The organism is Pontibacillus yanchengensis Y32 (assembly GCF_000770635.1).
GTDB lineage: Bacteria > Bacillota > Bacilli > Bacillales > BH030062 > Pontibacillus > Pontibacillus yanchengensis.
The window spans coordinates 15,784-29,118 of record NZ_AVBF01000019.1 but is presented as its reverse complement, the minus strand read 5'-3'; the positions used below and the strand labels follow the sequence as shown (position 1 = coordinate 29,118).

The window sequence follows — 13,335 nt, the reverse complement described above, 5'->3', positions numbered from 1 at the left end:
GCTACTCATATAGTTCCCACCTTTTAATATTGAATCGTCGTTTCATAACCATTTCTCTCTAAAACCAATTTACTTCTCTTTTGGTCTTCTTCTGTCTGAAAGCTCAATCTTAATACGCCAGTAATCCCTTCTCTAACCTCAAGAATTTGAATGTTAACAATACTAATTTTAGATTGAGCTAAAAGATGAGTTACCTCAGAGAGCGCTCCGGCTTGGTCATGTATATCAACATACACATCATAAAAGGAAGGGATAGCACCTTTCTTTTTAATGGGTAGCCCATCACGGAATTGCTTGGCATCAGCTAAGTAGGTTTGAAGTTTACTATGATCATCCGTTTCAACTAATTCTTTTAAATGGTTCATCTCTGTAATCCAATCTGTTAACAACGTTAAAATGGTGTCTTTATTTTGCAGAAGGATATCGTTCCACATTTTTGGATGACTAGAAGCAATTCTCGTAATATCTCGGAATCCTCCTGCAGCTAGTTCATGCATAAATGGGTAAACACGGTGCCAATTCTTAGCTTGATGAACGAGTGACGAGGCAATCAAATGTGGGAAGTGCGAAATAACACCAGTCATTTGGTCATGTTCCTGTTCTCCCACGGTTACGAAATGGCTGCGTGTTGACTCTAGTAAAGATTCCAGTTTCTCTACATCCTTATCGCTACTCCCTTTTCCTGGGACTAATAGGTAAAATGCATTCTCAAATAAGTGAGCTTTGGCAGCTTCGACACCGTGTTTATGAGACCCCGCCATGGGATGTCCACCCACAAAGTGTATAGCATTATTTTGAAGCTTGGATGCAGCTTCCATTATTGGTTTCTTAACAGAACTCACATCGGTCACGAGTAAAGGTTGGGACAGGCTCATATTATCAATTGTTTGAAGATAGTCGATACACACGGATACAGGTGTGGCTAGTACGACTACATCTGAAAGCTGAACACCTTCTTCAAAGCTAGGAACGAATTGATCAATCATGCCTGTTCTAACTGCATAGTCCATCGAGTCTTTGTTTTGATCAAATCCAATAACGGTGGTATGATTTTGTTTTTTTAAGTTTAAGGCGATAGAGCCTCCAATTAGCCCTAACCCACTTACAAGAATCGTTGTTTCCATGAGTTAAACCTGCCTACTTTCAGCCAGTTTTTCCCCCATGGCATCCATTATTTCTTCCATGTGTTCCTGTTTTCCGATAGTTAGGCGAATGGAATTCGGAATCCCTAATGCTTCTCCTGAGCGAACAATAAATCCATTACGTAATAAGTATTCCGTCATCTCATCTCCTGATATCGGCAAGTGAACAAGCATGAAATTAGTTTCAGAAGGATAATAGGTTAAACCATTATTCTCACAGAACTCTTGTAGCTCCTGTTTGGTTTCTACTGTACTTTTGTACGTTTCTTCGATAAATGACTGATCCTCTAATGCTAGTAAAGCTGCCTTTTGTGCCAATGAGGATGTGTTAAATGGTTCTCTTGAAGGTTCTAAACTAGAAATAATTGATTCACTAGCAATACCATAACCAATTCGTAAAGCAGCTAATCCATAAGCTTTTGAGAATGTTCTAGTTATTAATAAATTGTTGTAAGAAGATAAAGCAGAAAGTGTGTCTGGGAAATCAGAGCTGGAAACGTATTCTACATAAGCTTCGTCCATTACAACTAAAACATTGTCTGGACATTGTTCCATGAAAGACTCAAATGCTTGTTGATTAATCATGGTTCCTGTAGGGTTGTTTGGGTTACAAATCCACACAACACGTGTATGTTCATCAATTTGCTTTAACATCTCACTTAAATTGTGAAAACCTTGATCAAGCGGAACTTCTCTAACTTCCGCTCCTTCAATGAGTGCGTTATGACGGTATTGAGGAAACGTTGGAGTAGCCATTACTGTGTTAGAACCAGGCTCTAAAAATGTACGGCATATAATTTGTACAACTTCATCAGAACCATTTCCGAAAATAAGTTGTTTCTCATTTACACTCAACGTTTTAGAAAGCGTTGTACGTAATTCTCTAGCATAACCATCAGGGTATATTTCTAATCCTTCAACTGCTTGTTGTAATCCTGATTTTACATAGTCAGAAAAGCCAAAAGGATTCTCATTAGAAGCAAGCTTAACAATACGTTCTAGACCATATGATTGCTTTACTTCCTCTATCGTTTTTCCAGGTACATATGGGGTTAAATTAGCTAATATAGGTTTTGTTCTCATGGTTTACTCCTCCTCATCTCGTCTTACTAAATCTGGTCTAAGTTGAACAGCCCTATTGTGATAAAGATGATGGACTTCATTTTGCTCTTGTTCAGTGTTAAAGTGTATCATCACACGAATACACCTCTCTAAACTATTTGGCACAGGAATTTCTTGCATACACATAACAGGGACATACGTCCAACCTTCTACCTGTCGCAATGCTTTAGCTGGAAACGTGTCGTTTAAATCCTCTGTAGTTGATATAAAAACAGATGCAACATCCTCTGCTTTGATACTATTTTGTTGAATCATTTCTACTAACAGTTCATTTGTGTTGGTTAAAATTTCTTGTTCTTTATTCGCTTCTACCGTCGTTGCACCTCGAACCCCTCGTATCAAGAATTCCTCACCTCATTTCTAAACTCTATTAACTCCGCCATCAATGATTGCTCCGAGTATGGGACAAGTGTTGGTTCTCCTATAGAAGAAAGTAGCACTATACGGATTTGTTGATGGTTGTTCTTTTTATCCTTCTTAATCTTTTCCATTAACGCATCAAGGTTATATTCTTCTAGTTTTGATGAAAGAGGATAATTGTGCTTTTCTAGCCATTTTCGAAAAGCCTCATTGGGTAAATTTGCTTCAGGAAATTGCTTTGCACTTAAAAACAAAGCGAAATCGATTCCAATGGCAACGGCTTCGCCATGTGTAATACTTGAATACCCTGATTCAGCTTCTATAGCGTGACCAAGTGTATGGCCTAAATTTAAATAACGGCGAACGCCTTTTTCTTTCTCATCTTCTTGGACAATCGAAGCTTTTATGTGAATACCTTTTTTTAATAAATCAGCTATCGTTTCATTAGAGATCGCATCGAAGGATGGAAGATCAAAGCATTGTTCGAGCATTTCCTCATCTGCTATCAAAGCGTGTTTAATCACTTCTGCCATACCGGATCGCCATTCTGTTCCTGGAAGGGTATCGAGCGTTTCCGTATCGTAAATGACAGCTTGGGGTTGATGAAAACTACCAATCATATTTTTTCCTTGAGGATGATTAATAGCTACTTTTCCACCAACACTACTATCATGCGCAAGTATCGTGGTGGGTACTTGAATATAGTCAACTCCACGCATGTAAGTAGCTGCAACAAACCCTGCTAGATCTCCAACTACACCCCCACCAAGTGCGACAATCAAATCACTACGCTCAAGACCTGACTCTATTGCATACGTATGGCATTCATGAAACCAATCCATTTGCTTTGAGTTTTCACCAGCAGGAACAGTGTAGGTTGATACTTTTACTTCGCTAGAAAATGAATCCACTACATCATTCAAATACATATTCGCAATATGTGAATCCGTAATGATGAATACCTGATTATATTGTTTCGGCAAGTAGGTCTCAACCTGGTGGCGCAACCCCTTACCAATATAAACATTATAGTTCCCTGTATTCGTTTGAACCGGTAACTGCTCTACTCTCATTAAAAGCACCTGATCTCTTCTCGATATTGATCAATACTTTCTTTTAGCTTAGGGAATTGATCAGAAGGGAATTGCTCCGTAATTGCTTTCGCTAGCTCCCAGGCAACCACGTGCTCCATCACAATAGCTGCAGCAGGTACAGCACAAGAGTCAGACCTCTCAATGCTTGCTTTAAAAGGTTCTTTGGAATCAATATCAACACTTTGTAACGGTTTATATAACGTTGGAATAGGTTTCATAACACCTTTGACGATTATTGGCATACCAGTCGTCATTCCACCTTCAAAACCACCAAGGTTGTTGGTTTTTCGATAATACCCTTTTTCTTCACTCCAAGCAATTTCATCATGCACTTCACTTCCATTAAGGTTAGCCGCTTCGAATCCAATACCTACTTCCGCTCCCTTGAAAGCGTTGATGCTCATAATACTTCCACCAATTCTTGCATCAAGCTTACGGTCGTAATGTACATAAGATCCAACCCCAGCTGGCATACCTTCTACCATTACTTCAACGACGCCTCCAATGGAATCTCCTTCTTTTTTTGCTGTATCTATAGCTTCCATCATGGATTGTTCAGCTTCTTTATCGAGGGTACGCACTGGTGACTCTTCTGATTGTTCCTGTCGTTCTTGTAATGACATCCCAGCATCATACTTTGCTGTTATGCCTCCGATTGTATTTACATAACCGATTATATTAATCCCTAAGGAAGCAAGTAATTGTTTCGCTACAGAACCAGCAGCAACTCTTGCAGCAGTTTCCCTTGCTGATGAGCGTTCTAACACATTCCTCATGTCTCGATGTCCATATTTAAGGGCACCGTTTAAATCGGCATGACCTGGTCTTGGACGACTAATGGTACGACGTACTTCTTCATCGTCTGGAATAGGGTCCTCTCCCATAATATTTCTCCAATGAGTAAAGTCATCGTTGTGTAGAACTAACGATACAGGTGAACCAAGAGTATAACCATGTCGTACACCACCCGTAACTTCTATTAGATCCTTCTCTATTTGCATGCGACGTCCTCTGCCATATCCGCCTTGTCTTCTTATTAATGACTCATTAATTGTATCCTTAACAAAAGGCATTCTCGCAGGAAGTCCTTCTATAATAGTTGTTAGTTGTTTACCATGTGATTCTCCAGCCGTTAAATAGCGCATGAATAATACCTCCCGTATATGTATGCAATTTTGTATTACTATATCATATCCTTCAATATATGTGTGTTTCAAGTGAAAAAAATGAGAATAATAAAAGAAAGAAGTCCCTATTTTCAGAATAGTTTCCTTTACTATTCTAGTGTGTAACCTTACAGTACATTTTGCAACAATAACTAGCGTTTTCTCAACAATTGTTTGATTAAAATAAAAATTCAAATAAGAAAAGCTCGGGGCGCCCGGGTAGCGACGTACAAACTGGACGGCTCCGTATGAGATAAAGGAAACACGGAGAGCGACAGCGATCCGATGTTGACTTATCGTAAGGAGGTGCAGGAAGTTTGCTAGTCGCTGGGCGCTGGAGCTAGACCTGTAAGCGTCAGAAATTTATACTTTCTTTACTTCGAACAAAAGCTCGTTGCGCCCGGGTAGCGACATATATGCTGCGGCCTACACGACGTAGGTTGGTTCGATGTTGCTACGTGATGTAGCGTTCTTAATCGAACTTCCTTTAAGTTTCAGGAGATAAAGGAAACACGAAGAGCCATAGCGATTCGATGTTGACTTATCGTACAGAGGTGAGGGAAGCACACTAGTCGCTGGGCGCTGGAGCTGGACGTGGCCACTTCACTTTTTTAGTTATACACAAGCACTGAATTTTATAATTTCCTAGACGAGAACAAAAGCTCGGGGCGCCCGATTAGCGTTGTAGAGGCTGTGGCCCACATTACGTGGGTTAGTTCGATGTTGCTGCACGAGGGAGGTTCTCTAGAAGATAAATAAAAAAAGAGATCCTAATGACCTCTTATTACTTATTACTACTTATTTCTTCTGATAAAAGAACGTATCCGCAACTTCTAATTGATAATGCTGAGGAGTAAATATCTGTTCCGTACTTCCAACAAAGAGTATTCCATTAGGTTTCAAGGCATTACTAAACTTTTGATAGACATCCATTTTAGCCTGTTCTGTAAAATAGATTAGTACATTACGACAAATAATAAGATCAAAATGCTGCTCATATGAATCAGCCAAAAGGTTATGTTTTTTAAACGTTACCGTTTGTTTGATGTCATCGGTTACATGATAAAATTGACCTTCTTGTTTGAAGTATTTCTTTTTTATAGATAGTGGAACTTCTTTTAATGAACGCTCTGGATATATACCTTCCCGTGCTCGTTGCATGGCATTTTCGTCAATATCTGTAGCAAGCACTTTAATATCCGATAAGGAAAAGAACTGACTTAAAACCATTGCGAGCGTGTATGGTTCCTCCCCAGTAGAACAGGCGGCACTCCACACTTTTATTTTATGTTTGCCTTTTACTAACGATGGGAGAATCGTCTTTTCTAACACTTCCCACCTTTTATAATTTCGATAAAATTCCGATACATTAATAGTCATGCGATCCAAAAATTCAAAATATAATTCCTGATTCTTAATGATCGCTTTGAAATATTCATCAAACGTAGTATAGCCTCTTTTATCTCGTAATGTAGTTAATCTTCGCTTCATCTGTGCCTCTTTATAGAGGGATAAATCAATGCCTGTTCTTCGGTTTACTTGTTGAATAAACGTTTGATAATCCATGCTCATCTTTATGTACGCTCCCTTTTTCCCCGCTCCTCTTAATCCTATCAAACTTATGTTAATGCAACACTAGTTTTCTGTAAAAATGTCTGAAAAGCGTGAGAGATTTACGGATAAGTTCCACCAATTTCAACAAAATTATTGGTTTGTTGATGTTATATATTTAGACCGGAGATATATTAGAAGAAATTGTTTCTCCATAAACTTAATTGTAAGCAAGCTAATGCATCATCATGTTTGATTTACTCTTCTTCTCCTAATGCAGTTATAAACTTATCGAGTATGTAAATCTACGCATACAATTATCATAATGACCTTACCTAACCTTTCATCTAAATAGATAAAAACACCCTGGCTCCTATGCCAGGGTGCGTCTTAAGTAAGATCATTAGTTCAAATTAGTAAATCCAGTTGTGGTCATTTTTCTCATAGCTTACTAGTTCATCTTGATTAAAGAACAGGTTAATCTCGCGCTCTGCGCTATCAGGAGAGTCTGAGCCGTGTACTACGTTCTTGCCTACTGTTAGACCAAAATCTCCTCTAATTGTTCCTGGCATGGCTTCAGATGGCTTAGTTTGTCCCATCATTTGACGTGCGGTAGCGATTACATTTTCGCCCTCCCAAACCATTGCGAATACAGGACCAGATGTAATAAATTCTACTAGCTCTCCAAAGAAAGGCTTCTCTTTGTGCTCACCATAATGTTCTTCTGCTAGAGCATTTGGTATTTGCATTAGCTTTGCACCTGCTAATTTAAAGCCTTTTTTCTCAAATCGAGAAACAATGTCTCCTACTAAGTTGCGTTGTACTCCATCAGGTTTTACCATAATAAACGTTTTTTCCATTTTCTCCACCTCTTCATTATGTAGATTGTGAAAGCGTTTAAATATATTACCGTAGAAAATTCTATCAGATAATATAAAAAGTAGCAAACAGAATTTGGTTAAGATTTCCGTTTGCCAATATATTTTGCGATATTTTTCAATGTCTGTTTCTCTTTTTGATCAGGTAATACGTCTAATTCGGCAAAAGCCTTCTGTAGGTACTTTTCGCTAATAGTCAGCGATTGCTCTATTGCTCCAGTTTCTTTAATTCGGTTTATAATATGTTGCATCTGTTCATTTGATGGTTCTTCATTTTCAAGTGATTCAAGATATTCTGCTCTTAAATTAGAGTCTTGTTCCATTGCATACAACACAGGTAATGTTATATTCCCCTGCATTAAGTCACTGCCTGCCGGTTTACCCAGCTCTTTTTCTGTAGAGGTGAAGTCCAGTACATCATCAATAATTTGATAGGACATACCTACATAATACCCATAACGGAATAATGCATGCTCGATTTCTACAGATGCCCCAGCAGCTACTGCACCAAGTCTACAACTCACTGCAATGAGTATAGCAGTCTTTCTACGAATTCTTCTTAAATATGTACGAAGGTTTTGGTCCCAGTTAAATTTATCTTTAATTTGTTCGATTTCACCTATGCATATTTCAACTATGGTTTCTGAAAGTATTTGATGGGCTTTTGCTGTCTCTAAATTGGATAAACACTCTAACGCCCTAGCGAAAATATAATCACCTGTGTACATAGCTATGCGATTATCCCATTTCGCCTTAATCGTAGGTTGGCCTCTACGTAATTCAGCATCGTCGATGACATCATCATGAACCAGAGAAGCCATATGTATTAATTCTAACGATACAGCAACGTCTTTCATTCGCTCTATATCATATTGGCCAAATTTCCCAGAAAGTAGAACAAAAACAGGACGAATGCGCTTTCCACCTGCTTCAAGTAGTTGGGTAGATGCCTCTCGTAACACAGGATGCTCTGCCTGAATCGTTTGATTCAATGCCTGCTCAATTTTATCAATATCGTTTTTCAAAAATGGGTAAATCATTGCTAATTTCATTGGGGTCACCTTTTGAATCAGTTTATTTCTTGCTATATAGGGAGGTGTGGAAATTGGCTTGTTGATTATTTATAGAATTTATTTCTAACTTATGCGCACAGTGACTAGCCACTGCTCTAACCACACACATAAAACTACGATATGTAAATCGCAGCAAATACTAGCTAAGCGTGCGTGCTAAGTGTCTGATCCCTATTGGTTTGGCTTTTCACCCATATGCATTGCTGCTACTCCACCTGTATAGCTCTTTACTTCAACAGGACTCAGACCTGCATCCTGAAACATCTTACGCAATTCTTCCCTACCTGGGAAGTCTTTGGCTGATTCATGTAACCATGCGTATTCATCATAGCTTTTAGCAAAGAGACGTCCAAATGCAGGCATAATGTAACGAAAATAAAAGTAATAGGCTTGTCTAAACCCCATCGCTGTTGGTTGAGAGGTCTCTAAGCATACAACCTTCCCACCTGGTTTAACCACCCTTGCCATTTCTTTAAGAACAGTCATATAGTCAGGTACGTTCCGCAATCCAAAGCCAATCGTAACAAAGTCAAACTCATTATCTTCAAAAGGCAAATTCATAGCATCGCCATGAATAAATTCTGTGTTCTTGAGAGATAATTCTTGTTTCTTTTTACGGCCAACAGATAACATGTTCTGACTAAAATCAAGCCCTACTACTCTACCCTTGTTCCCTACTTCCTCTGATAGAGCTATCGTCCAGTCACCAGTCCCACAACATACATCAAGTGCTTGATCCCCTGAATGTACTTGCATTTTTTTCATTACGTCTTTTCGCCACGCTTTATGTCTCTGAAAGGATATAATGGAATTCATCAAATCATATCGATTATATATTTTTTCAAATACGTGATGTACACGCTCAGATTTAGTTTGTTGAGCCATATTTACCCTTCTTCCACCGCTCGTTGTTTAATATAAAATGATTGATATATATGGTGTTGTAAGTAATCCTTTAAGATTTCAAAATTTTGAGGTAGATGCGAAATGGAGTGTTCTACCCGAAGCATATGTTTGCGTATTAATTTGTCCATAGTACGTATAGCATGTATACCATTTACTTGAACAAAAGGGCTCTTCATCAACAACTCAAGAAGAGGCGCTGTTTCTCTTTTATGATAACGTTTGTTCTCAGATTGTAATCGCATCGCTAATAACCAATCACCTGCAACATCATTCATAACAGGCTTCTGTACAAACTCTGCAACTCTTTGAATTAATAATGATTCAACTTTCATTAATCCATCCATTACTTGAGATAGAGTTGGAAAATCTTGATTATATATGTTCATCTTCAACTCGTTAATTTCTTTAATCGTAGATGCTAATGTTTGAATCATCGGTAAATCCTCTAATTTGGATAGAAGATAATAGTACAGCCCACTATAATAATCGCCTGCTAATACTGTCAATTGTCGCTGCTTTTGAACTTCAGCCGTATCATGTACTCCTGTAGTCGTAACTAATTCATGTGTATCTAGTGCAATTTGAACTAGCATCGTGGTGATGATGTATTGCTTTTGCTTTTCTTCTGATAGCTCAGATTGCTTCATCAATGTAGCAAGAAACATTAATTTATCTTCACTTATCACAGGATTTGGGATGAATTTGGCTAAATAAGGATGTCGAATTTGATTTTCGATTGATGATCTAATTTCTTCAATATTTAAGTCTTTACTATTCAAAGCCATCACCTAAAGCCTTTCCATGCCGAATTAATCGGCTAAGTCATACACCATTATAGCATACCTCACTGTAGCAATTCACTGATCAATAGGTATAGGTTACCCATTTTCAACTTGAACAACACAATTCTTCCCTAAAGTTGCCTGATAGGTATGTCATCATTGTTGGATGTTCAACCATTAAATCTACTTTTTATAGTACAAATTTTCGTTTAATTTTATGTATGGTCTACCAAAAAAGAACAAAAGCTCGGTGCGCCTTGGTCACCCCCCGACAGGCTTAAGTCAATCCTCGCTGTGGCCAAAAACGCCACTTCGAGGATTGACTTAAGACCCCGAGAGGATAGGCGCTGGAGCTGGACGTGGCCACTTCACTTTTTTAGTTATACACAAGCATTGAATTTTATAATTTCCTATAAAAAGAAAAAGCAGAGAGTCACTCTGCCTCATCTGTGTACATTTCCCCGTGACTTGTCTGAATCATTGCTTTACCACGGACTTTCACAGCTGAAGTGTGCTCAGTAAATTGAGCAATCATCACCTCTCCTGTATCCAATTTCTCTGAGTGATGAAACCTAGTGTCCGTTCCTCTTGTTAAACCAATGACGTTCACCCCATCTTGGAGTGCCTTTATCACGAAAAAATCTCCACTTTTACCATTACTCATGAAGATCCTCCTAGTACATTTCTTATTTAACTATCTCGTAATTTTAATCCTATGTCAATTCATAAACAGTTGCTATAAAGCGCTGTATAGATACAGCTCAATAATCGATTGTATGTATGAAACAGGTTATGAATTTACATAAGATTAAATTTTCATTCTGTTACTTTAAGCTAGCAACGAATTAGTATTCGAATGAAGTGGAAAATAAGGCTGACTCAAGTTGAGTCAGCCTGTTATTCAGCCCTATATGTAAAAACTTATTTTACAGCATCTTTAAGGGCTTTACCTGGTTTAAATGCAGGAACCTTACTAGCAGAAATTTCGATTTCCTCACCTGTTTGAGGATTACGACCTTTACGTGCCGCACGTTCACGTACTTCAAAGTTCCCGAAACCAATTAGTTGTACTTTATCACCGTTTTGTAGTGAATCAGAGATAGATTCAAATACTGCATCTACAGCTTGTGTAGCATCTTTTTTAGAAAGATCACTTTTCTCTGCAACTGCATTGATTAGATCAGTCTTGTTCATGCTATTCACCTCCTCCCAAGGATGGTTGTTGTTGTTAGAACAAATGATAATTCTACTATCATTTGTTCACATTTTATTGACGTCTTATACGTACAAATCATCAATAAAACTTGATGACAAGCCTTATATTAAACGATGAGACTGGGAAATTCAATAAAAACCACTAAGATTCTTCATCATTTAGGCTATCATACCAGGTTTTACCCCTATTTCGGTAATAATTAACTAAATTTTCTTACAAATCCCTCAAACCTTGATATATCAGCTTTCAAAGCTTCTTGAACATATGAAATACCCCTACAAGATTAGACAATTTTTGCTGAGAAAAAATTTTTTATAAAAAATTTTAAAAAACCCTTATTTCTCGCTAGTTTCACGAAAAAATAAGGGTTATTATTATATGCAAAAGTACCTATCATAAAAAAAGCGGCGAATCACCGCTTATAAAATAATTGCGATTAATCCGCCACTACCTTCATTTATGATACGCTCTAATGTATCTTTTAATTTATATCTAGCATTTTCTGGCATCAATGATAATTTCGCACTAATACCTTCTCTAACTATAGAGCTTAGTGAACGACCAAATATGTCTGAGTTCCAAATAGAAAGTGGGTCTTCCTCAAAGTCTTGCATTAAATATCGTACTAATTCTTCACTTTGCTTTTCCGTTCCAATAATTGGCGCGAATTCAGATTCAACATCTACTTTAACCATATGAATGGAAGGTGCTACTGCTTTTAATCTAACACCGAAACGTGAGCCTTGACGAATGATTTCAGGTTCATCTAGGAACATATCCTCTAGTGCTGGAGCAGCAATTCCGTATCCTGTTTGTTTCACCATCTGTAACGCTTCAGAAACTTGATCATATTCTCGCTTAGCATGAGCAAAATCTTGCATCAATTGTAGCAAGTGATCCTTACCACGAATCTCTTCCCCTACTATTTCTTTTAATACTTGATCGTACAGGTAATCTGGTGCATGTAAATCAATTTCCGCTACACCTTCACCCATTTCCATACCAGCTAACTGTGCACGATCGATATAATCATAGTCAGAAAACTGGCCAACTACTCGATCGACATCTCTCAATCGTTTAATATCCTTCACAGTATCTTGAATAGCCTCTTGATAGTTCTTACGTAGCCAATGGCCCTCTTTAAGCACCATTACCCAGCTTGGTAGATTCACATTCACTTCTAGTACAGGAAATTCGTACAGGGCTTCACGTAAAACATTGTACACGTCATTTTCACGCATGCTCTCAACGCTCATTGCAATAACTGGAATATCGTATTTTTCCTGCAATTCTTGTCTTAACAGTTCTGTTTCTTGGCTATGAGGTCTTACAGAGTTTATAATCATAATATAAGGCTTGCCTACCTCTTGTAATTCCTCAACAACGCGCTCTTCAGCTTCTACATAATCATGTCTTGGAATTTCGCCAATCGTGCCATCAGTTGTTACGACAACACCAATTGTGGAATGCTCCGTAATTACTTTACGTGTGCCAATTTCGGCTGCATCATGAAAAGGAATTGGCTCTTCATACCAAGGTGTATGGATCATCCTTGGACCATTTTCGTCTTCATACCCTTTTGCACCATTCACCGTATATCCTACGCAGTCCACGACTCGGAAATTCACATCTAAACCTTCATCGACATGAACTTGCACTGCTTGATTAGGTACAAATTTTGGTTCTGTAGTCATGATTGTTCTTCCTGCTGCGCTCTGCGGGAGTTCATCTTGCGCTCGTGCTCTTTCGCCTTCATCCTGGATATTTGGAAGCACAACTAGCTCCATAAACTTTTTGATAAATGTGGATTTTCCTGTGCGAACCGCTCCTACTACACCTAAATAAATATCTCCATCAGTTCGTTTTGAGATATCTTTGAAAATATCTACTCTTTCCAAGTGATCCCCTCCCGATCCTTTACTTCTACTTCGCCTGGACATGCAAGACATAATCGCTTACGAATCTTTGACAATACAAGTCTATGATGTTGTCCTAGTGAAATATGACTTGTTTTTATTAGAAATGCATGATTTTTTAGCCAAGGT

13 protein-coding genes are annotated in these 13,335 nt (G+C 38.2%); all 13 read right to left on the bottom strand.

Annotated features, from left to right (window positions below; all coding sequences use genetic code 11):
- Nucleotides 1–23: 23 nt before the first annotated feature.
- The 13 genes from N782_RS08665 to spoIVA all read right to left on the bottom strand — a co-directional run bounded on the left by N782_RS08665 (nucleotide 24) and on the right by spoIVA (nucleotide 13,188).
- The gene (locus N782_RS08665) at nucleotides 24–1,124 is read right to left on the bottom strand and encodes a prephenate dehydrogenase (RefSeq protein WP_036818557.1); all 1,101 of its coding nucleotides are present in this window, start codon (nucleotides 1,122–1,124) and stop codon (nucleotides 24–26) included.
- A 3-nt stretch (nucleotides 1,125–1,127) separates the two neighbouring features.
- Nucleotides 1,128–2,225, bottom strand: coding sequence for a histidinol-phosphate transaminase (hisC, locus tag N782_RS08660; protein ID WP_036818555.1), 1,098 nt, complete (start codon nucleotides 2,223–2,225; stop codon nucleotides 1,128–1,130).
- A gap of 3 nt (nucleotides 2,226–2,228) precedes the next feature.
- The gene (gene aroH, locus N782_RS08655; protein WP_036818554.1) at nucleotides 2,229–2,606 is read right to left on the bottom strand and encodes a chorismate mutase; all 378 of its coding nucleotides are present in this window, start codon (nucleotides 2,604–2,606) and stop codon (nucleotides 2,229–2,231) included.
- Nucleotides 2,603–3,697, bottom strand: a complete 1,095-nt coding sequence (aroB, locus tag N782_RS08650) for a 3-dehydroquinate synthase (RefSeq protein WP_036818552.1) — start codon at nucleotides 3,695–3,697, stop codon at nucleotides 2,603–2,605. Before aroB ends, aroH begins: the two co-directional genes overlap by 4 nt.
- Nucleotides 3,697–4,863, bottom strand: a complete 1,167-nt coding sequence (aroC, locus tag N782_RS08645; RefSeq protein ID WP_036818550.1) for a chorismate synthase — start codon at nucleotides 4,861–4,863, stop codon at nucleotides 3,697–3,699. The genes aroB and aroC overlap by 1 nt, the downstream gene beginning before the upstream one ends.
- A gap of 819 nt (nucleotides 4,864–5,682) precedes the next feature.
- Nucleotides 5,683–6,456 (bottom strand): CheR family methyltransferase, encoded by a 774-nt coding sequence (locus N782_RS08640; protein ID WP_036818547.1) that lies wholly within the window; start codon nucleotides 6,454–6,456, stop codon nucleotides 5,683–5,685.
- A gap of 392 nt (nucleotides 6,457–6,848) precedes the next feature.
- On the bottom strand, nucleotides 6,849–7,295 hold the full coding sequence (gene ndk, locus N782_RS08635; protein WP_036818545.1) for a nucleoside-diphosphate kinase: 447 nt from the start codon (nucleotides 7,293–7,295) through the stop codon (nucleotides 6,849–6,851).
- 98 nt (nucleotides 7,296–7,393) lie between these two features.
- Nucleotides 7,394–8,365, bottom strand: coding sequence for a heptaprenyl diphosphate synthase component II (gene hepT / locus N782_RS08630; RefSeq protein WP_036818544.1), 972 nt, complete (start codon nucleotides 8,363–8,365; stop codon nucleotides 7,394–7,396).
- Nucleotides 8,366–8,557: 192 nt separating this feature from the next.
- Entirely contained in the window at nucleotides 8,558–9,271 is a 714-nt protein-coding gene (locus N782_RS08625) for a demethylmenaquinone methyltransferase (protein WP_036818543.1), read from the bottom strand.
- A 2-nt stretch (nucleotides 9,272–9,273) separates the two neighbouring features.
- A complete protein-coding gene (locus N782_RS08620) occupies nucleotides 9,274–10,077 on the bottom strand; it encodes a heptaprenyl diphosphate synthase component 1 (protein ID WP_036818627.1) in 804 nt (267 codons plus the stop codon).
- Nucleotides 10,078–10,507: 430 nt separating this feature from the next.
- Nucleotides 10,508–10,738 carry a trp RNA-binding attenuation protein MtrB gene (gene mtrB, locus N782_RS08615; protein ID WP_202406218.1) on the bottom strand — a complete coding sequence of 77 codons (231 nt, stop codon included), beginning with the start codon at nucleotides 10,736–10,738 and terminating at the stop codon, nucleotides 10,508–10,510.
- A gap of 257 nt (nucleotides 10,739–10,995) precedes the next feature.
- Nucleotides 10,996–11,268, bottom strand: coding sequence for an HU family DNA-binding protein (locus N782_RS08610; protein WP_036818539.1), 273 nt, complete (start codon nucleotides 11,266–11,268; stop codon nucleotides 10,996–10,998).
- Between the two features lie 441 nt (nucleotides 11,269–11,709).
- Nucleotides 11,710–13,188, bottom strand: a complete 1,479-nt coding sequence (gene spoIVA / locus N782_RS08605) for a stage IV sporulation protein A (RefSeq protein ID WP_036818536.1) — start codon at nucleotides 13,186–13,188, stop codon at nucleotides 11,710–11,712.
- Between the last annotated feature and the right edge of the window lie 147 nt (nucleotides 13,189–13,335).